The sequence below is a fragment of the Sphingomonas turrisvirgatae genome (genome assembly GCF_001721295.1).
GTDB lineage: Bacteria > Pseudomonadota > Alphaproteobacteria > Sphingomonadales > Sphingomonadaceae > Sphingomonas > Sphingomonas turrisvirgatae.
On sequence record NZ_MDDS01000024.1, the window covers coordinates 185,159 to 207,099 of the forward strand.

14 protein-coding genes and 1 pseudogene are annotated in these 21,941 nt (G+C 66.8%); 5 read left to right on the plus strand and 10 right to left on the minus strand.

Going from position 1 to position 21,941, the window contains the following annotated elements; all coding sequences use genetic code 11:
- Window positions 1-252 precede the first annotated feature (252 nt).
- Window positions 253-1,737 (plus strand): nucleoside hydrolase-like domain-containing protein, encoded by a 1,485-nt coding sequence (locus BFL28_RS21440; protein WP_241527292.1) that lies wholly within the window; start codon window positions 253-255, stop codon window positions 1,735-1,737.
- 2 nt (window positions 1,738-1,739) lie between these two features.
- Here BFL28_RS21440 and BFL28_RS21855 read toward each other — a convergent pair whose 3' ends face one another.
- The 9 genes and pseudogenes from BFL28_RS21855 to BFL28_RS10765 form a co-directional block, all read right to left on the minus strand.
- A complete protein-coding gene (locus BFL28_RS21855; protein ID WP_420911760.1) occupies window positions 1,740-2,084 on the minus strand; it encodes a hypothetical protein in 345 nt (114 codons plus the stop codon).
- Window positions 2,085-2,340: 256 nt separating this feature from the next.
- Window positions 2,341-3,213, minus strand: a pseudogene (locus BFL28_RS21445) (DUF1593 domain-containing protein); the annotation flags it as partial.
- 83 nt (window positions 3,214-3,296) lie between these two features.
- A complete protein-coding gene (locus BFL28_RS10735; RefSeq protein ID WP_069320596.1) occupies window positions 3,297-4,718 on the minus strand; it encodes an efflux transporter outer membrane subunit in 1,422 nt (473 codons plus the stop codon).
- A 13-nt stretch (window positions 4,719-4,731) separates the two neighbouring features.
- Window positions 4,732-7,905 (minus strand): efflux RND transporter permease subunit, encoded by a 3,174-nt coding sequence (locus BFL28_RS10740; RefSeq protein WP_069320542.1) that lies wholly within the window; start codon window positions 7,903-7,905, stop codon window positions 4,732-4,734.
- Window positions 7,906-7,974: 69 nt separating this feature from the next.
- Window positions 7,975-9,252: an efflux RND transporter periplasmic adaptor subunit gene (locus BFL28_RS10745; protein WP_069320543.1), complete on the minus strand. Its 1,278-nt coding sequence runs from the start codon at window positions 9,250-9,252 to the stop codon at window positions 7,975-7,977.
- Window positions 9,249-9,635: a hypothetical protein gene (locus tag BFL28_RS10750; RefSeq protein ID WP_069320544.1), complete on the minus strand. Its 387-nt coding sequence runs from the start codon at window positions 9,633-9,635 to the stop codon at window positions 9,249-9,251. Before BFL28_RS10750 ends, BFL28_RS10745 begins: the two co-directional genes overlap by 4 nt.
- A gap of 387 nt (window positions 9,636-10,022) precedes the next feature.
- On the minus strand, window positions 10,023-10,649 hold the full coding sequence (locus tag BFL28_RS10755; RefSeq protein ID WP_069320545.1) for a TetR/AcrR family transcriptional regulator: 627 nt from the start codon (window positions 10,647-10,649) through the stop codon (window positions 10,023-10,025).
- Window positions 10,650-10,695: 46 nt separating this feature from the next.
- Entirely contained in the window at window positions 10,696-12,333 is a 1,638-nt protein-coding gene (locus tag BFL28_RS10760; RefSeq protein ID WP_069320597.1) for a pectate lyase, read from the minus strand.
- 32 nt (window positions 12,334-12,365) lie between these two features.
- Complete coding sequence (locus tag BFL28_RS10765; RefSeq protein ID WP_069320546.1) at window positions 12,366-13,775, minus strand: pectinesterase family protein; 1,410 nt, start codon at window positions 13,773-13,775, stop codon at window positions 12,366-12,368.
- 468 nt (window positions 13,776-14,243) lie between these two features.
- Here BFL28_RS10765 and BFL28_RS10770 point away from each other — a divergent pair, with 468 nt between their 5' ends.
- From BFL28_RS10770 to BFL28_RS10780, 3 genes are all read left to right on the plus strand, one after another.
- The gene (locus tag BFL28_RS10770) at window positions 14,244-17,678 is read left to right on the plus strand and encodes a TonB-dependent receptor (RefSeq protein WP_069320547.1); all 3,435 of its coding nucleotides are present in this window, start codon (window positions 14,244-14,246) and stop codon (window positions 17,676-17,678) included.
- Window positions 17,679-17,799: 121 nt separating this feature from the next.
- Entirely contained in the window at window positions 17,800-19,020 is a 1,221-nt protein-coding gene (gene tyrS / locus BFL28_RS10775; RefSeq protein WP_069320598.1) for a tyrosine--tRNA ligase, read from the plus strand.
- Window positions 19,021-19,126: 106 nt separating this feature from the next.
- Window positions 19,127-19,447: a PilZ domain-containing protein gene (locus BFL28_RS10780; RefSeq protein WP_069320599.1), complete on the plus strand. Its 321-nt coding sequence runs from the start codon at window positions 19,127-19,129 to the stop codon at window positions 19,445-19,447.
- Window positions 19,448-19,497: 50 nt separating this feature from the next.
- On the opposite strand, the gene recG is transcribed toward BFL28_RS10780, so the two are convergent.
- Window positions 19,498-21,555, minus strand: a complete 2,058-nt coding sequence (gene recG, locus BFL28_RS10785) for an ATP-dependent DNA helicase RecG (RefSeq protein ID WP_069320548.1) — start codon at window positions 21,553-21,555, stop codon at window positions 19,498-19,500.
- A 69-nt stretch (window positions 21,556-21,624) separates the two neighbouring features.
- Here recG and BFL28_RS10790 point away from each other — a divergent pair, with 69 nt between their 5' ends.
- On the plus strand, window positions 21,625-21,891 hold the full coding sequence (locus BFL28_RS10790) for an FAD assembly factor SdhE (RefSeq protein ID WP_069320549.1): 267 nt from the start codon (window positions 21,625-21,627) through the stop codon (window positions 21,889-21,891).
- Window positions 21,892-21,941: the final 50 nt, after the last annotated feature.

Sequence of the window (21,941 nt, forward strand, 5' to 3'; positions counted from 1 at the left end):
CGTCAATGAAAAACAAATAAACGAAAGGGGGATATCGGCCATCTCTCCGCAAAGGAGCGTTCTTGGAGGCTCGGAGACTGCACAATAGGGGCAAGCTGACCAAAGATCGAAGACAAACGCAACCAAATTGGATTGCATGAAGCTCGCTTTTGCGTGACACCGGTTGCCCGAAGCCGTGCTGCTGGGGAGCCGACAGGCAAAGCGCAGCACGGATCGATAAGCGCACCAGCGCGAACAAACCGGGAGAGCATGATGCGAAAAGCTTTCACACCGATGTGCGCGATCCGCAGCGCGGCAGCGCCGCTGGCCATCGCCGCATTGATGCTGACGCCGCCGCTTGCCGCCGCGCAGGCGCGCGACTCCGCGCGCGATGCGTCGCCGAGCGAGGCGGTCGCCCGCGTCCAGCCGCGACTGTTCGTGCTGACCGATATCGGCGGCGATCCCGACGACAAGATGTCGCTGGTGCGGCTGCTCACCTATTCCAACCAGATCGATATCGAGGGGTTGGCGGCGACTCGCAACAGCGCGGGCGTGTTTCCCGAGCTGATCGAGAAAGTGGTCGACGCCTATGCCAAGGTGCGCGGCAATCTGGCGCTGCACGAACCCGGCTTTCCCGATGCCACGACGATCCGCGCGGGGATCGTCGCCGGACCCAGGCTCGACGGCGTCGCGGCAGTTGGCAAGGGGCATGACAATGCAGCATCCGACGCGCTGATCCGGGCGGTCGACCGCGCCGATGCGCGGCCGTTATGGGTTGCGGTGTGGGGCGGGCCGGCGGTGCTGGCGCAGGCGTTGTGGAAAGTGCGCGCGACGCGATCCAAGGCAGCGCTCGACCGCTTCGTCGCCAAGCTGCGCGTCCATGCGATTTCGGACCAGGACGATAGCGGGCCGTGGATCCGGCGCGGGTTTCCGGGGCTGTTCTACATCGTCAATCCCGGCAACACCTTTCACCATTCGACCTGGATCGGGATCGGCGGCGACTACTTCCACGGCCGCTTCACCGGTGCCGACTGGTCGCTGGTGACCAACGAGTGGCTGGAAACAAATGTCCGCGCCAAGGGGCCGCTGGGTGCCGAATATCCGCGATGGAAGTTCATGATGGAGGGTGACACGCCATCCTTCCTCAATCTGATCGACAATGGGCTGAGCGTGCCCGAACGACCCGATTGGGGCGGCTGGGGCGGCCGCTACGAACTCTACACCCCGCGCATGCAGAAATGGTTCCTGGCGCCCGAGACGCGCCCGATCTGGACCGACGCGCAGGACGAGGTGCTGGGGCATGACGGCAACTGGCACCAGTCGATCTATGCCACGGTCTGGCGCTGGCGGGCGGCCTATCAGAACGACTTCGCCGCGCGGATGGACTGGACGGTCAAATCCTATGCGCAGGCCAATCACCCGCCGATCGTGAAGCTCGCGACGCCCGCCTATGTGAAGGCGCGGGCCGGCGAGCGAGTCGAGTTCAGCGCCGCGGGGACAAGCGATCCCGATGGCGACGCGCTGTCATACGAGTGGTTCGTCTATGAGGAGCCGGGCACGCGCAGCATGTCGAGTTCGAACACCGGCCTCAAGCATGTCGTCGCCGATTTCGACCGGCAGCAGGCACACCTAGTGGTCAAGCGGGATCGCGTGGTGCGCCCCGGCACCGGCACGATGCACGTCATCCTGGCCGTGACCGACCACGGCACGCCGCGCCTGACCCGCTACAAGCGAGTCATCATCGACGTGGTGCCCTAGGGTCAGTCGGTCACGTTCACGATCACCCGGCGATAGCGCGTCAGCCGCGGGCTGCCGCTGTCGGTCACTTCGAGGATCAGGTGCAGCGTGCCGTTGCGCAGCACGCGCGTCGTCGGGATCGTAACGTCGGCCGAGCCGGCGGCATCGGTCGCGATCTCGATCGGCACGCCGACCTTGCCCGACGAAACCGTGAAGGTGCCGGGTTCGGGATAGTGGAACCAGCGATATTCGAGCCGGTCCCCATCGGGATCGCGCGAGCCGGTGGCGGCAAGCCGGATGGTCTCGCCCCGCCGGGCGGTCAGCCGGTCGGGATGGCCGAGCCGGACGATCGGGGGGGTGGTTGGCATCCTTGTAAGGCCGGATCGTCCAGTCCATCCGCGCGGCAAAATCGTTCTGATAGGCCGCCCGCCAACGCCAGATCGTCGCCTTGTTGCTGGTGTGCCACTGGCCGTCGACACCTAGCACCTCGTCCTCGCCATCGGCCCAGAAGGGGCGCGTTTCGGGCTGGAGAAACCATTTGCGCGTGCGCGGCGTGTACCATTCATAGCGGCCGCCCCAGCTGCCCCAGTCGGGATGTTCGGGACTGCCAAGGCCATTGTCGATGAGGTAAAGGAAGGACGGCGTGTCCCCCTCCATGATGAATTCGGTGTGCGGATATTCGGCTCCGAGCGGCCCCTTGGCACGCACATTGGCGTCGAGCCAGGGATTGTCGACGATTGCGAAATCAGCCCCGACGAAGCGGCCGTGGAACTTGTCACCGCTGATCCCGCTCCAGGTCGAGGCGTGATAGGCGCCGCCGGCATGAACACCGGGGCTGGCGATGTAGAACAGGCCCGGAAAGCGCGTGCGGATCCAGGGGCCGGTGTCGTCCTGATCGGAGATGGTATAGACGCGCAGCTTCGCGACGAACCGGGCCAGTTCCTCTGGCGACCGGTCGCGCTCGACACGCCACAGCGCCTGGGCAAGAACGTTGGGGCCGCCCCAGACGAGTACCCAGAGCGGGCGATCGTCGGCGCGGTCGACCGCCTCGATCAGCCGCTGCGATCCGGGTGAATCCTTGCCCTCGCCCACGCCCTTGAGGCCATAGAGCGGCAGGCCGGCGCGGATCAGCGAAAGCAGCTTCGCCGCGGTCGGAAAGCCCTTTTCATGCAGCAGGAGGTTGCCGCGCACCTTGCCATAGGCCTGGACGATGCGGCGAATGCGTTCGGGTGCAACGCGGTCGGGCAGATGGACCGAGGTGGTCGCGACCAACCCCTCGATATCCCATTGGTTGGAATAAACGAGGAAGCGGACCAGCGATTGCGCGTCGTCGGGCTCGTTCTCGATATCGGTGAGGACGAGGACGCGCGGTTTGCCGGATTGCCGGGCCTCGGCCGGCTGCCGCGCCTGCGCGAGGCTGGGTGCGAGGCAGAGCGCCGCGAGCGACAGGGTCAGTGCGGTTCGCAACACGCGGGGTCGGTTGGCGGACAGGCGCATGTCATCCCCTCGATCAAGCTAGCCGATTCGTTTCGACCCGGCGGCTTAATCGAAGAAATTCGAAAGCTTGTCCATGCGCGTCCTTATCCGGGAGCGCGCGTCGTGCCGCCCCATCCGCCGCCCAGCGCGCGGAACAGATCGATCTGCGCCGTGGCGATGCCCGCGTCGATCGCGGCGAGTTGCGCCTCGGTCTCGGCAAAGCTGCGTTCGGCGTCGAGCAGGACGAGGCCGTCGACCTGCCCCTCGCGCTGCTGCGCGCGGACGATGCGGGCGGCACGTTCGGCGGAGTCGCGCGCGGCGCGCAGCGCGGTGCGGCGATCGAGCATCCGGGCATAGCCCGACAGTGCAGTCTCGGTCTCCTCCAGCGCGCGCAGCACCGTGCCGTCGAACTGCGCCAGCGCGGCGCGGCTGTCCGCCTCGGCCCCCGCGACACGCGCGCGGGCGCGCTCGTGATCGGTGAACGACCAGCTGATGAGCGAGCCGAGCAGCCAGCGTAGCGGCCCGCCGCCGAACACGTCCGCGATGTTCGCGCCGGTCGAACCGACCGATCCGCCGAGCGAGATGCGCGGATAGAGGTCCGCCGTGGCGACGCCGATGCGCGCGGTGGCGGCGGCAAGGCGGCGTTCGGCGGCGCGTACATCGGGCCGGCGGGCGAGCAGCGCCGCGCCGTCGCCGACCGGGATCGGCTGCGCCAGGCGCAGCGTCACGGCGCGCTGGCCGGCGATCGGCGGAAGCTCGGCCGGGGCGCGGCCGGTCAGCGTGGCGAGGCGGAACAGCGCGGCGTCGCGCTCGGCCGCAAGCGCGGGGATCTCGGCGCGGCGCTGATCGCGCAGCGTGGCGATACGCGCGGTGTCGAGGCCGGTGGTCAGGCCTACCTGTTGCCGACGCTGAGTCAGCGACAGCGAGCGGTCGAGCAGCGCGACGATCCGCTCGGCAACGCCGATCCGCTCGGCAGCGGAAGCGGCGTCGGCGTAGGCGCGGACGGTCTGTGCGGTGACGGCAACACGCACCGCCTCTTCATCGGCCTGCGCCGCGCCGAGGTCGCCCCGTGCCGCCTCGATCCCGCGTGTCACGCGGCCGAACAGGTCGACTTCATAGGCGACATCCAGGCCGGCATCGATGCTCCAGTCCTGACGCGGCGCGCCGGGCGGAAGCTGCGCGGCAGGCACGCGGCCATAGCTGGCCCCTGCCCCGACCCCCACTTGCGGCAGGCGATCGGTGCGCGTCTCGCGCAGTGCGGCGCGCGCGCGATCAAGCCGGGCGACGGCAACGCGCACATCGGTGTTCGCCGCCTGCGCGTCCGCGATCAGCCCGTCGAGCACGGGGTCGTCATAAAGCTTCCACCAGTCGGCGCGGACCGGCGCGAGCGGATCGAGCGCGGGCGTGGTGGCGGCGACGAACGCGCCGGCGGCAGCCGATGGGGTCTGCGGCGCGACATGGTCGGGCCCGGTGGCGCAGGCGGCAAGCGCGAGAGCCGAGGCGGCTGTCATCAAAGTGCGGAACATGGATTCGCTCCTGTCATTCGGCGGGCTGGAGTTCGGCGGCCGGGGCGGCGCCGCGCGGGCGGCGGGCGATCCGGTGACCAAGCGCTCGGCACGCCACGTAGAAGGTCGGGGTGAAGACGAGGCCGAACAGCGTGACGCCGATCATGCCGTAGAACACCGCGGTGCCGAGCGCCTGGCGCAGCTCGAACCCCGGTCCCGACGCGGTGACCAGCGGCAACACCCCCAGGATGAAGGCGAAGCTGGTCATCAGGATGGGGCGAAGGCGGACCCGCGCCGCCTCGACCGCCGCCTCGATCGCAGTGGCGCCGCGTTCCTCGGCCTGCTTGGCGAATTCGACGATCAGGATCGCGTTCTTCGCCGCCAGGCCGATCAGCACGATCAGACCGATCTGCGTCAGGATATTGTTGTCCAGCCCACGCAGATTGACGCCCAGCATCGCCGCCAGCAGCGTCATCGGCACGATCAGGATGATCGAGATCGGCAGCATCAGGCTTTCGAACTGCGCGGCCAGCACCAGGAAGACGAACACCACCGACAGCGCGAAGATCAGCGCCGCGACGTTGCCTGCCGCCTTTTGCTGGAAAGCAAGGTCGGTCCATTCCGCCGCAAAGCCCTGTGGCAGGTCCTTGGCGATCACTTCCATCCGCGCCAGCGCCTGGCCGGTCGAATAGCCGGGCGCGGTATCGCCATCGACCTCGACCGCGGGGAAGAGGTTGAAGCGGGTGACGCGATACGGCCCGGTCTTGTCCTCGAACGTCGCCACCGCGCCGATTGGGACCATGCCGCCGCCGTTGGAGCGAGTCTTGAGCTGCGCGATATCGGCCGGATCGTCGCGGAACGGCGCGTCGGCCTGCGCCGTCACGCGGAAGGTGCGGCCGAGCAGGTTGAAGTCGTTGACATAGGACGAGCCGAGATAGACCTGCATCGCCTCGAACACTCTGGCCGCGGGCACGCCCAGCATGTCGGCCTTGGCTCGATCGACATTGGCGTAGATGCGCGGCGTCGCGGTGTTGAACAGCGTGAAGACGTTGGCGAGCTCCTTGCTCTGGTGCGCCGCGCCGATCACGCCGCCGGCTGCCTTTTCCAGTTCCTGGAAGCCGGCGCCGCTGCGGTCCTGAACCATCATGCGATAGCCACCGCCATTGCCGATGCCCTGGATCGCGGGCGGCGGCAGGACGAAGGCCAGCGCCTCGTTCATGTCGGCAAGCTTGCCGCGCATACCGGCGATGATGTTGGCTTCGGTGAGGTCCGTTCCGGCGCGTTCGGCAAACGGCTTGAAGGTGACATAGGCCGCCGCGCCGTTCGACGCTTGAGTCTGCGACGCGCCGTCGAAGCCGGAGAACATGACCGCCGCCTCGGTCCCCGGCACTTCGAGCAGCTTTTTCACTGCTTTCTTGAGCACGCGGTCGGTCTCTTCGATCGAACTGCCTGGCGGCAGCTGGATCGCGGCGAGCGCATAGCCCTGATCCTGCGCGGGGATGAACCCGGCTGGGGTCGCGGTGAAGATTAGGCCGGTCGCGGCGACCAGGCCGCCATAGACCGCGAACATGCGCTTGGGCGCGGCGGCGAAGCGCTGCGTCAGGCCGGCATACCAGTTGCCGAGCCGGTCGAAGGCGCGGTTGAAGCGGTCGCCCGCCAGCCACGCCCAGCGCCGCCAGCCCGATGCGGGCGCTTCATGCGCCTTGGGCCGGAGCAGCAGCGCGGCGAGCGCGGGCGAGAGGGTGAGCGAGAGGATCAGCGAGATCACCGTGGCGGCCGAGATCGTGACCGCGAACTGACGGTAGAACTCGCCCGAAATGCCGGTGAGGAAGGTGGTCGGCACGAACACCGCGCACAGCACCAGCACGATCGCGACCAGCGCGGCCGATACCTCGTCCATCGACTTGTGCGAGGCTTCGCGCGGGGACATGCCGTCCTCCAGGTTGCGCTCGACATTCTCGACCACGACGATCGCGTCGTCGACGACGATGCCGATCGCCAGCACCAGGCCGAACATCGAAAGCGTGTTAAGCGAATAGCCGAGTGCCGCGAGCACCGCGAAGGTGCCGATGAGCGAGATTGGGATCGCGACGATCGGGATCACCGCCGCGCGCCAGCTTTGCAGGAAGACGAGGATGACGAGGACGACGAGCAGCACCGCTTCGAACAGCGTCGTCACCACCGCATCCATCGATTCGCTGATGAATTCGGTCGGGTTCCAGATGATGCGGTATTCCAGCCCCTTGGGAAAACTTTGGGCGGCCTGCGCCAGTTCGGCCTTCACGCCTTCGGCCGCGGCGAGGGCGTTGGTGCCGGGGCGTTGCGTCACGCCCATGATGATCGAATCCTGGCCCGAGAGGTAAGCGTTGACGCCATAGTCCTCCGCGCCCAGCTCGACTCGCGCCACGTCGCGCACGCGCGTGATCGCGCCGGACGAATCGGTGCGCACGATGATGTCGGCGAACTCCTCCGCGGTCTTGAAGCGGCCCTGCGTCTCGACGCTCAGCTGCTGGGCGGCGCCGGTGTCATAGGGCGGCTGGCCGACCGTGCCGGCGGCGACCTGGACGTTCTGTGCACGTAGCGCCGCGACCACCTCGCCCGCCGTCAGGCCAAGCGCGGACGTGCGGCCCGGATCGATCCATACCCGCATCGCATAATCGCGCGCGCCGAACACCTGCACGTCGCCGATCCCGTCGATGCGAGTCAACCGATCCTTGATCTGGGTCAGCGCGTAGTTGGAAACATAGCCGCGATCGAGCGAGCCATCCGGCGAGAGGACGTTGATCGCCATCAGCCAGGAGGGCGAGGTCTTGCGCACCACCACGCCCTGCCGCCGCACTTCCTCGGGCAGGCTGGGCTCGGCCAGCGCGACGCGGTTCTGCACCAGCACCTGCGCGGTATCGAGGTCGGTGCCGAGCTTGAACGTCACGGTGATCGTCACACGCCCGTCGCCCGTCGATTGCGAGGACTGGTAGAGCATGTTGTCGACGCCGTTGATCTGCTGCTCGATCGGCGCGGCGACGGTATCGGCCACGGTCTCGGCCGATGCGCCGGGATAGTTGGCGGCGACCGTCACCGTGGGCGGGACGACGGCGGGAAATTGCGACACCGGCAAGCCGAAATAGGCAAAGGCGCCGATGATCGTGATGAGGATCGCGATCACGCCCGCGAAGATCGGGCGACGGATGAAGAAATGACTGAAGCGCATCGGGCAAAGCCTCGGCTTGCGCCGCCCGCGCTGCGGGCGGCGTGGAATGGATCCGGCAGTGAGCGGCAATTACCGCGTGAGCGTCGCCTGCGAGGCGGCGGGTTCGGTGACCACCGCAGCGGGTGGCGCGGCGGCAACGCGCGGCGCGTCGATCCGACCGGGGCGCTGCGTCACCTTGGCACCCGGCTGGATCATCTGCAGACCCTGAATGATCACCTTGTCGGTCGGGGCGAGACCGGCCTGGATCGTGCGCAGGTTGCCGACGCGCGGGCCAGGGGTCACTTGCCGCGCTGCGACGGTGCCGTCCTTGCCGACCACGAACACCACCTTGCGCGCCTGGTCGGTGCGCACCGCGGCGTCGGGCACGAGCAACGCACGCTGCGGCGAACCACCGGTCAGGCGCATGTTGCCGAACATGCCAGGCGCAAGGAAGTAATCGGGGTTGGCGATCACCGCGCGGGCGCGGATCGTACCCGATTGCGCGCTAATGCCATTGTCGGTGAAGTCCACCCGCCCCTTGTGGCTATACTCGCTTTCGTCCTGCAGCCGCACTTCGACCTGTTGCGCGAGGCCCCCGGACCGGGCGCGCTCGCGCTGGGCCTTGAGGTAGAGCGCCTCGCTGCTGTCGAAAGTGAAGTAGATCGGGTCGAGCGCATTGATCGTGGTGAGCAGCGTGCCGCCGCCCGCATCCGCGGTCGAGACGAGGTTGCCGGCATCGACCCGTCGGTCGGAAATGCGGCCGGTGATCGGCGCGCGGACCTGCGTGAACTGAACGTCCAGCGCACGGCCGCCGACGCGGGCCTGCGCCGCCGCCAGCGAGGCGCGCGCCGCGCGGGTACGGGCGGCAAGGCGGTCATAGTCGCTCTTCGACACGGCATCCTCGGCCAGCAGGCGAGTCGCGCGATCGAGATCGGCCTGAGCGAGCGCCAGGTCGCTCTGCGCCTGGGCGACGCCGGCCCGGGCCTCCGCCAGCGAAGCGGTGAACGGACGCGGGTCGATCGTGAAGAGCAACTGCCCCTTCTGCACGATCGCGCCATCGGTGAAATGCACCGCGGTGATCGCGCCCGAGACACGCGGGCGCACCTCGACCTGCTTGGATGCTTCGAACCGGCCAACATGGTCGTCCCATTGCGTGAGGTCGCGGGCCAGCGGCGTCGCGACGGTGACCGTGGGCGGTGGTGGCGCGGCGAGCGCGGGGCTTTCGCGGTTAAGCAGGCCGACGCCCGCCCCGACCGCGACCACTGGCAGCAGCAGTGCGGAGGCGCGCTGCCATAGCGGCCAGTCGGCGAAGCGGCGGCGCGGCAGGGCGGCGCTGTCTTCAGCCTCGATACGGGTGATCATGTTCATCGCGTTTGCCTCCGGCGCTTGACGCGCGCACTGACGATGCTGCCGGTCAGCAGCTCATATTGCTGGGCCGAGAAACCGGCCTCGAGAAAGCCGCGTACGGCGGATTGGGCGACCTGGAACCCATGATGCCAGGTCAGCACGGCGAGGCGGCGCAGCGCCTCCAGCTTCGGGTCGGCGAGTTTGGGGTTGGGCCGGTCGCCGAACAGGCTGCCCAGCGCCACCGCCATGCGGCCCGGGCTGCGCAGGCTGGACAGCGGGTCACGCTCGGCCAGCGCGACGACGCTCCATTCCAGCGCGGAAAAGCTCGCCGGCGCGTCGGCGGCGGGGACGGCATAGCCGGGGATGGCGGGCATGCCGGGTTCGGCAAAGGCAAGATAGGCCATGGTCGATCTCCTCCAGGCGCAGACGAGCAACTGCGCTCGCGCAGGCGCGGTATGATGATGTGAGCAGGTCCGGCGGACGCACGCCGTCGCGCGGCAAGGCACAGTGCCGCTGACGATTGCCGGTGATGTCATGGTGATCGTGCGGCCGAACTAGCGGCCCGCATCAACCTTCAGGTTTGGGTAAATCGCTGCATCGTTTCCCTTTCCGATGCGGTTGCCGATGGCAGTACCGCCATCTTCTGTACCAACTGGTATAGAAATCGGCGGCGGTGTCGTCAACCGCTTTCTATACCGGTCGATACATTTAATTCGCGAAACGAGTGCGGCGTTCGGTACGGGTGCAGTCTTGCCGAGCCGTCGACACCGGCCGACGCCATCAATCGGTCGTTATTTGGACGGCCACATCAACAGGCTGGTGTCGATCAGGCGGATCAAGTCCTCCCGCGTCGCGCCGGCGCCTGCCTGAACCGCCATCCCCTGGACGATCGCATAGAGAAAGCTGGTCAGCCCCTCGACATCGGCGTCGGCGGGAAGGTCGCCTTCAGCCCTGGCCCGCTCGAGCCGCTGAATGAGCGCGACACGTGCGACTTTGCCGCGTTCGAGCACGTCGCGACGGATCGATTCGGCCTCGACCCCACAGGCGACGGCGCTGATCACGCCGAGACAGCCATGCGGCTCGCAGCTGCTGGTCTGGTTTTCCATGCTGCCCCACAGCAGATGCCGGGCGACTTCGCGCGCGGTCGGCTGGTCCAGCGAGGCGCTGATGTAGCAGAGCTTTTCCTGCTCGTAGAGGTCGAGCGCCTTGCGAAACAGCGCTTCCTTGTTGCCGAACGCGGCATAGAGGCTGGGGCGGGTAATGCCCATCGCCTCGGTCAGGTCGGTCAGCGAGGTGCCTTCATAGCCCTTGCTCCAGAATACGCGCAGCGCAGCGGCGAGCGCCGCGTCCGCGCAGAATTCGCGCGGACGGCCCTTTATGGCGCTGGCCTTCTCGGGACTGGCGACGGCAGTTTCCATATCGGTCGGTATATAATGATCCCCGCCGCCGACGCAATGCCGCGTGTCAGCCCTGATTGACGAGAGCGCGGATCAACACGCTCATATTGTTGATGAACGTGCCGGTCGAGATGCCGGGCGGGCCGCTCGGCTCTGTGAAGGGCGAGGTGTCCCATTCGTCGCCCACCTGGCCGCGATCGACGAAGCCGGGCGGAGGCGCCGCCGGCGGATTAGGGCGCCAGGGATGGCTGGTCGTGCGCAGTTCGACCGACCAGCAGCCATCCTTATCGAGCGAGCGTATCAGGCTTGCGGCATCATGCGGGCCGGGTTTGGCCGCCGTGACGTTGAGGTCCGATCCGCCGACGCCGCGCACCACGACATAGCGCGGCAGCAGCGAGGGGCCGCGCCCGAGCAGCGGAGAATCGCGCGTGACCTGCGCGGCGGGCAGCGCCGTCAGCCGGGCCAGGCGGCTGCGCAGCGCGGTGGTGTCGACGCGTTTTTCCGCGACCTGATCGGTCATGTCATAATCGACATAATATTCGCCGTTATGGGCGTTCGAGCCGCGGCGATGGACCGCCAGCGGGCGATTGGTGCCGACCTCGATGAAGCGATACTGGTTGCGGCCGTCGCGATGCGCGCTGCGCGGCGCCTCCACTCGATCCAGCCAATCGATCGATTGCGCGATCGGCGAGAGATATTTGGCGTCGCCGGTCAGTTCATAGAAGTCCATCAGCTTGACCAGCGCCGAGGCCGTGGTGTGCGGCGACAGCGCGGCAGGCTCGTACGTGCGCGCGCCGGCCGGCTTCAAGTTGTGCGCGCTATATTGCAGCGCCCAACCGGGCGAAGGCATCGGCTGACGCAGCGCAAGATAGCAGTCCATCGCACGCCGGATCGGCTCGCGCACGCGCTGGTCGCCAAACTGCTGCAGCACGAGCAGGAGGAAGTCGATATTCTCCTCTGCCACTTCGTCGTTGAGCGTGACATGGCCGGTATAGTCGGCATGCCCCTTGTTCGCGAAGGGCGCCGCGCGCGGGTAACGCTGCGGCCAGCCGCCGGAGGGATATTGGCTGGTCAGCACGAAGTCGATCGCGCGGGCGAGCGGCGCGCGATATTTGGCCTGTTTTTTGATGACATAGAGCCGCAGCAGCAGCCGGGCGCATTCGATCGTCGCGAGATCGTCGAACGTCGCGTTGCCATAATAATGCTGGAACTCCTCGAGCCGCCAGCCGCTGGCGCCGATCGTCTCGTACCAGCGGCGGATCGATGCCTCACCCGCGAAGTCGATGACGTAATTCCATCCGCCGCTGGGATGCTGGCCGCGCACGAGCGCATCGGCGGCGCGTTCGGCGGCGAGATAATAGCGTTCGTCGCCGGTCGCGCGCCAAGCGTCGAGGAAGATCTGCCCCATTTCCGGCGTGCCGGGTGCCTGAGTCCAGATCATCGTCGGATAAGCCTCCATCTCGCCCCAGCGGCGCGAGAAATCGGCGAGATAGGACCAGACATAGCCGCCCTGATACGCGACCTTGTCCGTCATGAAGCGCGTGGCGCGCAGCATCGCGCCGCGGATCGCCGCCTTGTCGGTCGCGCCGGGGATCGCCGCCTTGTCGGCCGCGGTCGAGACCGCCTTGTTTGCCGCGGCTGCGGGGCCAAGGCCGGCCAGCGGCAGCGCCGCACCTGCGGCGAGCAGTCGGCGTCGGTCTATCATCTTTGCCTCTCCCATGTTGTTCATTGTGGCGATCAGCGTGGCAGACGTACCGATGCCGGCACGATGCGGGCCGCCGCCTCGCTCGCGACGATCGTGCCGCCGGCAAAGTCGAGCGCAGTCGGTCGCCCCGGTCCGGACGCGAAGCGCAGTGTGTCGGTGCCGCTGCCGCCGAGGCAGTCGGCCATCGCGCCGCCTGCGTAGCGGAGACGCGGCCGCCCCTTGACCGTGACGAGTTCGCTGAAGGTGAGGTCGATGCCCGCCGACCCACGGCGTATGGCGGTCACCAGCGGGGCGCCGCGTTCGGGATCCCAGCTGCCGCCAAACGTCCATGCGGCGTCGACGCGTCTCGCGTCCGGGCTGCCCCAGGCGCTGGCGAGATTGTCCTTCATCCAGGCGAAGTCGCCGCCGCCAGCACGGTGGGAATCGTGGAAATAATAACGCGGGCCGAGGCGGTTCTGCGCATCGAGTTCACGGTTCTTGCGCCGGTCCGCTTCGCTCGGCTGCGAGCCGTCGAGCGGATAGATCACGCGATAGATCGGGCGATCGCGCATCCGCTCGGAAAAGCGGCAGCCGATCAGGTAGAAGGCGGCATCGACATGATGACGGCCGAGGTAGAAGCCGGGCGGCCCGTCAAAGGCGGTGTCGACCAGCACGAACTTGTGATCGGGGTGCGTAGCGTAATGCCATATCGCCGCCTCGGCGAAATGATTTGCCGCGAGCACAACCGAATCCTTCATGTAGCACCAGCCGCGCGGGCAGATGAAATCGACCGAACCCGACACGCGCAGCCGCGCATGGTAATAGCGCCCGCCCTCCTGCGTCAGCGGCGTCGCGCCGGGTCCTTCGGACCGCCCCTGCTCCGCCTTCGACCGGGTGGTCCGCCAGAGTGAAAGCGTGTCGGCGCCCAGGCTGTAGAGATCGGCGTCCTGGATGATCGTGCGGTCGGCATAGCCGAGCACGGCAAAGGCATGCGGGCCGGTCACCCGGACCGTGTTGTGGATGGTCAGGTTCTCGGCGACGAAATCATGCGCCGAGGATGCGATGTTGAGCACGCCCTTGCCAATGTCGTCGTCCGACCGGTCGGCCGGCGCGTCTGCGATCAGCCGCGCGCCATGGCGGCTTTCGCCGCGCAGCGTGACATAGGGCGCGGCGACGCGAACCCGCTCTTCATAAACACCGTCGCGCACCAGCACGATCCGGCGCTCGGCATTATCGCTCGGGATCGACTGCAAGGCAGCGTGGACGGTGGTGAAATCCCCCGACCCGTCGCTGGCCACGACGATATCGGGCGGCTGGACATAGATTGAGGCGGGGGTGGAAGTGGCGGGGGTGGAAGTGGCCGCGGCGGCCGACGCGCCGCGTTGGCCCAGCGCGAGACAGCCGCTGCCGGCGGGCAGCGTGCCAAGGGTCGCACGGCGGCTGATCGGCTGGCTCGTCCGCATGTGCCTCTCCAAATCGACGGCATCGTGCGCCGCTTAATGGTAACGCTAACAGCGTGCATGCCGGCCGGCAAGCCGGCTTACTGCATCTAAGACCGCAAACCGCCAGCTCGTCAGCCCTCGACCATCGGATACTTCGACTGGCCATGTTCAGGCCAAGTAAACACAGCACCAACTTTTTCGTTGATACCGGTGTCAGTCTATGCAAAATCAATCGACACACGAGCGCAAGACTCGTCAACGGGGAGAGGGTTATGTTAGCGTTATCACGCATAGCCGGCTGCTGTTCGTCAGCCTTTCACACAGTCCATCGTCGCGCCTCGGCCCCATGCCCAGCAGGGGCATCGCGGTCGCGCGTCCTGACGCTGCGCATCCCGACCCCGCACGCCGCCCGATAAGCTCACGGCCGACCGCACCGGCCGGACACCGATCACGGCGCCGCGCGCCGCACGAACAACTGGGGAACCCAACATGCACATTTCGTCGTCCTTGCGAGTCAACAGCTCGGTTCTAGCGCTTGCCTGCATCATCGCCGGCACCTCGACCGCGGCGGCGCAGACCGCGTCAGCACCCCAGGAAGCGGCCGGCCCACAAGACCCCGCCGCGCCGAGCGATGCCGAAGTCGCCGAGGGCGAGATCGTCGTCAGCGGGTTCCGCGCCTCGCTGCAGAGTGCGTTGAACACCAAGCGCGAGGCGACGGTGCAGGTCGATGCGATCAATGCCGAGGATATCGCCGACTTCCCGGACACCAATCTCGCCGAGTCGCTTCAGCGCCTGCCGGGCGTGTCGATCGACCGCGACAATGGCGAAGGGCGCGGCATCACCGTGCGCGGCCTGGGCGGCGACTTCAACCGCACCCGGCTGAACGGGCTCGAGGCGCTGGCGACGGCGGGCGCCAACGACAACGGGTCCTCGCCCAACCGCAGCCGCAGCTTCGACTACAACACCTTTGCGTCCGAGCTGTTCAATTCGCTCAAGGTGCAGAAGACGCCATCGGCCGAGACCGACGAAGGTTCGCTCGGCGCGACGATCGACCTGCAGACCGGGCGGCCGTTCGATTACAAGAAGGCGACGTTCGCGCTGTCGGCCGAGGGCAGCTATCAGAAGAACAGCAAGGAATGGTCGCCGCGTATCGCCGGCCTCGCCTCGACCCGTTTTGCGGGCGGCGACATGGGCATCCTGATTTCGGGCGCCTATTCCAAATCGTCGAACGAACTGGACCAGTATCGGCGCGGCGTTGGCCAGTCCGACTATCTCTATCGCGGTTCGACCTGGGCGGGCAACGAATCCCCGCCGCGCGCCGGCTTCTCGGCTCCGGTCGGAACGACGTTCGGCACCAACATTACCAACCCGGACGCACTTGCGTTCCAGACCGGCTCCGATCCGGCGGCCTATGCCAAACTGTATCCCGGCGCGCCGTTCAACACGCCGGGGCGGTTCGACGATTCGCTCGTACGCATCCCCGCGCTCGCCTCGCTTGAGCAGCAGGACGTCAAGAACGAGCGGCTGGGCATCACGGCATCCTATCAGTGGCAGATTTCGGGCCGCACCCGGCTGTCGATCGACGGCGCCTATTCGCGGCTGAAGAACGACAGCACCTATTACCAGGTCTCGTCCGTCGGCCTCAATCGCAACAACACCAACGCGGCCTACAACACCGCCGGCAACAATCTGACGCCGACCGCCGCGCGCGCGCTGTATCCGGGCCTGTGCACGCCCAATGCCGGCAGCAGCCTGGTTCCGCCGCAGGATTGCGGGCAGGAACTTTACGGCAGCACGCCCGCGTTCGCGACGGCGTTCGACCAGAATGGCAACCGCGTCGCTTCGGTACTGGGCGCCGCGGCCGTCGTGCCGGGCGGCGTGTCGCCGGCCAACGCCAACATCTTCTCGACCAACCCGTTCAACCTCGACCCGTACGACTATTACAACAATCCCAATTCGGTCGGGTACATCCCCTCGACCAACCGGCTCGCTTTTCGCGGTCAGCTGATCGGCCGGCCAGCAGTCGACGTGCTCGACGCGAACGTGACCAACGGGCTTGCCGACTATCTGGTGCTGCGCAACGTCGACTTCCGTTCGGCCGCCGACCATGCCGACTATGTTACCGAGTTCAAGCAAGGGTCGATCGACCTGACGCATGACTTCAGCGACACGTTCAAGGTGCAGTTCATCGGCGGTTATTCGGAGTCGACAAACAACCAGCGCGGCCTGCTCGTCGAGTATAACCGCATGGATAGCCCGGGCAATTTCGTCTATGACGAACGCGGCGACGGCAGCATGCCCAAGATCGATTTCGGCTTCGACGCCGCCGACCCGAACAACTGGGAAACGGTCAAGGGTTTTTCGGCGATCCGGCACACGCGGCGCTTCGTCAAGAACACCTACAAGCAGGGCAAGATCGATTTCGACTGGCAGGCCAATGACGAGCTGAACATCGGCTTTGGCGGCAATTACCGCGAATATTCGTTCAACACCTCGTTCTTCGAGCGCAATACCGACACGCTCAACCCAACGCTGCGCGAAGCGGGCGTGGCGACCGCGCAGACCGGGCGGGTGATCCAGTTCGGCCAGGGGCTGAACGTGCCGGCGGGCACGCTCAGCAGCTTCTATGCCCCCGATATCGACAAGTTCGACGCGGTCTTCGACTTCACCTGCAACTGCGTCAACAAATGGGGCGACTGGCGCCTGACCAACCGGCGCAACGGCGGCCGCGAGAATTTCGGCGTCACCGAAAAGGATACCGGCCTCTACTTCCAGCTCGACTGGAACAGCGAATTGTTCGGCCGCCCGTTCCGCGGCAATGCCGGCACGCGCATTGCGATCACCGACATCACGTCGAACGGCACGACCCAGGCCGGGCGTCCGATCGTCGGCAAGAATCGCTACACCGACTATCTGCCCTCGATCAACGCGGTGTACGAGCCGATCGACGACGTGCTGGTCCGCCTGTCGGCATCGCGCGTGATGGCACGGCCGCTGCTGGGCAACCTGTCGCCGACGATCACCGCGATCTCGGTCCCGAACACTGGCGACACGGTCGGCGCGACGCTGACCGTCGGCAACCCGCAGCTCGAACCGTTCCGCTCGACCAATTACGACGCCAGCATCGAATGGTATTTCGCCAAGGGCGGCCTGCTCAGCCTGGCGCTGTTCCAGAAGGATATCGAAAGCTTCCCGCAGACGATCTTCTACACCGCCCAGCTAAGCCAGTTCGCGGACGCGGCGACGATCGCGGCGATCCGTGAGCAGTTCACCAACCTCAACCAGCTCGCCTATCTCGACAACAACTATCCCTTCACCGCGCGCCAGTTCCGCGATGCGCCAGGCGGGTATCTGCGCGGTCTGGAAGCGAGCTTCCAGATGGACTTCACCTTCCTGCCGGGCTTGCTCAAGAATTTCGGCGTGCAGGCGAACTACACCTATATCAAGTCGGAGCTGAACTACATCCTCGACCCCGGCACCACCAACGCGCTGGGGCAGCAGGTCGTACCACAGACGCTGGGCAAGGGTCCTTTCCTGGGCGTGTCGCCCCAGGCGTTCAACGCGACGCTCTATTACGAATCCGACCGGTTGCGCGCACGTGTCTCGGTAGCCAACCGCAAGGGCTTTTCGGCGACCTATCCGATCGCATCGGGCTCCTGCTCCCCGGGCATCACGAACCCGACCGCGACCGGCGCGACCGTGTGCGACGGCCCGCTCGTCAACGACTTCGTCTACACGCGCGGCACGACGAACGTCGACGCGTCGATGAGCTACAAGCTCACCGACTGGTTCTCGATCAGCGCCGAAGGCCTGAACCTTACCAATCAGACCAGCGACCAATATGCCTATCAGGGCCAGGAAGCGGTGAGCCGTTATGCAAGCTCGGGCCCGATCTATCGTGTGGGCGCGCGCCTGCGCTTCTGACCGGAACGGCGGGCGGGGGGGTTGATCGCCGCCCGCCTGTTCGCCGCCGCCACGATCTGCCAGCGTTGCTTGCCGCATGGGGGTGACGGCCGGCTACCCAGGCGCTAATCGGCGCAGCATCATGACGCAATTCAAGTCCGATCTGCTCCGCCTGCTCGACCAGCGCGGCTATATCCATCAGGTGACCGACGCCGCCGCGCTCGACGCGCTTGCCGCAAAGCAGATCGTGCCGGGCTATATCGGCTTCGACCCCACTGCGCCCTCGCTCCATGTCGGCAGCCTGGTGCAGATCATGCTGCTGCGCCGCCTGCAACAGGCGGGGCACAAGCCGATCGTGCTGATGGGCGGCGGCACCGGAAAGATCGGCGACCCCAGCTTCAAGGACGAAGCGCGCAAGCTGATGACCGACGAGGTCATCGCCGCCAACGTCGCGTCGATCAAGACCGTGTTCGCCAAGTTCCTGACCTTCGGCGACGGCCCGACCGACGCCGTGATGGTCGACAATGCCGACTGGCTCGACCGCCTCGAATACATCCCGTTCCTGCGCGACATCGGCAAGCATTTCTCGATCAACCGGATGCTCAGCTTCGATTCGGTGAAGCTGCGGCTCGACCGCGAGCAATCGCTCAGCTTCCTCGAGTTCAATTACATGATCCTGCAGGGCTATGACTTCCTGGAGCTGTCGCGCCGCGCTGGGGTGCGGCTGCAGATGGGCGGGTCGGACCAGTGGGGCAATATCGTCAACGGCATCGAACTTGCCCGCCGCGTCGATGCGACCGAGGTCTATGGCGTTACCACGCCGCTGATCACCACGGCGGACGGCGGCAAGATGGGCAAGACCATGTCGGGTGCGGTCTGGCTGAACGACGACGCCCTGCCCGCATTCGATTACTGGCAGTTCTGGCGCAACACCGACGACCGCGATGTGGGCCGGTTCCTGCGCCTGTTCACCGACCTGCCGCTGGACGAGATCGAGCGGCTGGAGCGCCTTGAGGGCGCGGAGATCAACGAGGCGAAGAAGGTGCTGGCGACTGAGGCGACCGCCATGTGCCGCGGCCGCGCGGCCGCCGATGCTGCGGCGGAGACGGCAAGGCTGACGTTCGAGCAAGGCGTGTCGGGCGACGCGCTGCCGACGCTGGCGGTCCCGGCCGAGGGCATCGGCATCGTTCAGGCGTTCACCGAGATCGGCTTTGCGACGTCCAACAAGGAAGTGAAGCGCAAGATCGAGGAAGGCGCGATCCGCCTCAATGGCGAGAAGGTCGGCGGCGTCGGTGCCGTGGTGCGCCCGGGCGACAAGATCAGCTTTGGCCAGAAAAAACACGGCATGATCGTCGCGCGCTGATAGCGTTTCGCTAACCACGCCGATTCCGTTCCCGTTTACGCGCCGCCATTACCCATGATGACAATGGCTTAGCCCAGGTAGGGGCTCGGCCGATGTGGGGCATCGCGTGACGTATCAATTCGCGAGAGTAGCAGCGGACGAGCGGCGGGCCGCGGAACGGGACGAGGTCCATTATCGCGCCCGCGCCTTCGGTCCCGACGCGCAGCCCCGCACCCTGCTGGTGGTCAACATTTCGCCGCACGGCCTGATGGCGCGATGCGAGGCGACGTTTGCCGCGGGCGATCGCCTGCGCATCATGCTGCCGGTGGTCGGCGTGGTGGTGGCCGAGATCCGCTGGTGCCTGGGCGGGCGACTTGGCGTCAATTTCGAAACCGCGATCGACCTTGCCAGCTATTACGAACTGCTGGCGACGCTGCTGAAGAAGTAGTCGGTTCACGCCAAGCTTAATCTCTGCGCCTGGCGCGAACCGCCCTTCTGCTACCCCGCCCGCAGCAGACCCACCGCCGCATCGCGCTCGAACAGATACAGCGCCACGCGCGCCGCCGCGCCGCGTTCACCCGTGAGACCGCCGTCGCGATCGACCAGCAACCGGGCATCGGCGTTCGCGGTACCGATCAGCTCGGCGAACTTTTCCGGTGGAGCCAGCTTGAACGTCTGCTCCCCCGACTGGCGCGTGCCCAGCATTTCGCCCGCGCCGCGCAGGCGCAGATCCTCTTCGGCGATGCGAAAGCCGTCATTGGTCTCGCGCATCAGCGCCATTCGCGCCCGCGCCGTTTCGCTCAAGGTGCCGCCGCGCAGCAACACGCACACCGACCGCCCGCCGCCGCGCCCCACCCGCCCGCGCAGCTGGTGCAGCTGGGCAAGGCCGAAGCGGTCGGCATGTTCGATGACGATCAGCGTCGCATTGGGTACGTCTACCCCCACCTCGATCACCGTTGTTGCGACCAGTACGCCAAGCTCGCCGGCGGAAAAGCGCGCCATGACCGCGTCCTTTTCCGGCCCCTTCATTCGGCCATGAACCAGGCCGACCCGCTCGCCAAAGCGCGCGCGCAATGCTTCGGCCCTCGCCTCGGCCGCGGCCATGTCGATCTTCTCGCTCTCCTCGACCAACGGGCACACCCAATAGGCCTGTCCGCCGCCAGACAGATGCCGCGCAAGGCCGTTGACGACGTCGTCGATCCGCGCCTCGTTGATCACGCTCGTCTCGATCGGCTGACGGCCCGGCGGCATCTCGTCGAGTTTCGAGACATCCATCTCGCCATGCGTGGCGAGCTGCAGCGTGCGCGGGATCGGCGTCGCGGTCATCACCAGCAGGTGCGGCGCGACCCGCGCCTTGGCCTGGAGCATCATGCGCTCGGCAACGCCGAAGCGATGCTGCTCGTCCACCACGACCAACCCCAGGTCGCGATAGTCGACGCCGGCCTGGAAGATCGCATGGGTGCCGATCAGGATATCGATCTCACCCGACTGCAATCCCATCAGCGTCGCTTCGCGCGCACGTCCCTTGTCGCGCCCGGTCAGGATGGCGAGATTGACGCCCAAACCCGCAAACAGGCGCTGCAACGTCTCGAAATGCTGCCGCGCCAGGATCTCGGTCGGCGCCAGCATCGCGCCCTGCGCGCCGGCTTCGACCGCGATCAACAGCGCCATCGCCGCCACCAGCGTCTTGCCCGCGCCGACATCGCCCTGCAGCAGTCGCAGCATCGGCCGGGCCTGCGCCATGTCGCCCTCGATCTCGGCGATGGTGCGCGATTGCGCCCCGGTCGGCGCGTATGGCAGCCGCAGCTGGTCGCGCAGCCGCCCGTCGCCTTGCAGCGCCCGCCCCTTCTTCCCCCGCGCGGCGCCGCGCACCAGCATCAGCGCGAGCTGGTTGGCGAACACCTCGTCATAAGCCAGCCGATCGCGCGCCGTGGCGTCCGCCGGATCGGCATGGATGCGCGCCAGCGCCTCGCGCCATTCGGGCCAGCCATGCTTCGCCTTGAGGCTGGGTTCGATCCATTCGGGCAGGTCGGGCGCGCGCTCCACCGCCTGCGCGGCAAGGGCAGCGAGCCGCTTCGACGTCATCCCCTCTGACAGTGGATAGATCGCCTCGCGCCCGCCTGGACATGGCTCGGTGAGCGGCAGCACGTCGGGCCGCACGATCTGCAACGCGTCGCCATAGCGGTCGAGCTTGCCCGAGACCCATTTGGCTTCGTCGAGCGGGAGCTGCTTTCGCGCCCAGCCGCTGTTGCCGCCGAAGAACACCAGCGTGACATGGTTGCCCCGCGCGTCCACCGCCTCGACGCGCGCCGGTGCCCGCGCGCTACCGCTCATGCGATAATTGACCGGCGTCAGCTGGATCGCGATCGTCCGCCCGACATCGGCGGCATCCAGTTCCTCGCGCGGCAGGCGGTCGATCCACCCGCTCGGCAGGTGGAAGGCGACGTCCACGACGCGCGCCAGCCCCAGCCGCTCGAGCGGCTTGGCCAGCTGCGCGCCCACGCCTTTCAGCGCGGTCACTTCGGCGAACAATGGATTGAGGATTTCCGGCCGCATGACTATCTGCCGCCTACACCCAGCCGACAGCGCAGCAAAGCGCCGTCGGCTATTTGCCGTTGAGGACCCATGGACCACGAAACCCGCCTCAAGCGCCTTCGCTTCCGCGCCTGGCATCGCGGCGTCAAGGAAGCCGACCTGATGCTCGGCGGCTTCTTCGATGCCCGCTCGGCGGGCTGGGACGCGGAGCAAGTGGCGTGGTTCGAAGCGCTGATGGAAGAGCAGGACGTCGACATCATGGCCTGGGCGATGGGAACCGAAGCGGTGCCTGAACGCTGGCAGGGTCCGATGATGGCCGACCTCAAGACGCTCGATTACGTGCCGATTTCCAAGTGATTCTATTTGACCAACGTCGCCCCGGCCTTGTGGCGGGGTGACGAACAGGG

What these genes read in the sequence shown, in the direction of transcription:
- BFL28_RS10745 (WP_069320543.1), bottom strand. Translation starts at nt 9,252, where the DNA reads ATGAACATGATCACCCGTATCGAGGCTGAAGACAGCGCCGCCCTGCCG.
- BFL28_RS10770 (WP_069320547.1), top strand. Translation starts at nt 14,244, where the DNA reads ATGCACATTTCGTCGTCCTTGCGAGTCAACAGCTCGGTTCTAGCGCTT.
- BFL28_RS10755 (WP_069320545.1), bottom strand. Translation starts at nt 10,649, where the DNA reads ATGGAAACTGCCGTCGCCAGTCCCGAGAAGGCCAGCGCCATAAAGGGC.
- BFL28_RS10790 (WP_069320549.1), top strand. Translation starts at nt 21,625, where the DNA reads ATGGACCACGAAACCCGCCTCAAGCGCCTTCGCTTCCGCGCCTGGCAT.
- BFL28_RS10740 (WP_069320542.1), bottom strand. Translation starts at nt 7,905, where the DNA reads ATGCGCTTCAGTCATTTCTTCATCCGTCGCCCGATCTTCGCGGGCGTG.
- BFL28_RS10750 (WP_069320544.1), bottom strand. Translation starts at nt 9,635, where the DNA reads ATGGCCTATCTTGCCTTTGCCGAACCCGGCATGCCCGCCATCCCCGGC.
- BFL28_RS21440 (WP_241527292.1), top strand. Translation starts at nt 253, where the DNA reads ATGCGAAAAGCTTTCACACCGATGTGCGCGATCCGCAGCGCGGCAGCG.
- tyrS (WP_069320598.1), top strand. Translation starts at nt 17,800, where the DNA reads ATGACGCAATTCAAGTCCGATCTGCTCCGCCTGCTCGACCAGCGCGGC.
- BFL28_RS10765 (WP_069320546.1), bottom strand. Translation starts at nt 13,775, where the DNA reads ATGCGGACGAGCCAGCCGATCAGCCGCCGTGCGACCCTTGGCACGCTG.
- recG (WP_069320548.1), bottom strand. Translation starts at nt 21,555, where the DNA reads ATGCGGCCGGAAATCCTCAATCCATTGTTCGCCGAAGTGACCGCGCTG.
- BFL28_RS10735 (WP_069320596.1), bottom strand. Translation starts at nt 4,718, where the DNA reads ATGTTCCGCACTTTGATGACAGCCGCCTCGGCTCTCGCGCTTGCCGCC.
- BFL28_RS21855 (WP_420911760.1), bottom strand. Translation starts at nt 2,084, where the DNA reads ATGCCAACCACCCCCCCGATCGTCCGGCTCGGCCATCCCGACCGGCTG.
- BFL28_RS10760 (WP_069320597.1), bottom strand. Translation starts at nt 12,333, where the DNA reads ATGATAGACCGACGCCGACTGCTCGCCGCAGGTGCGGCGCTGCCGCTG.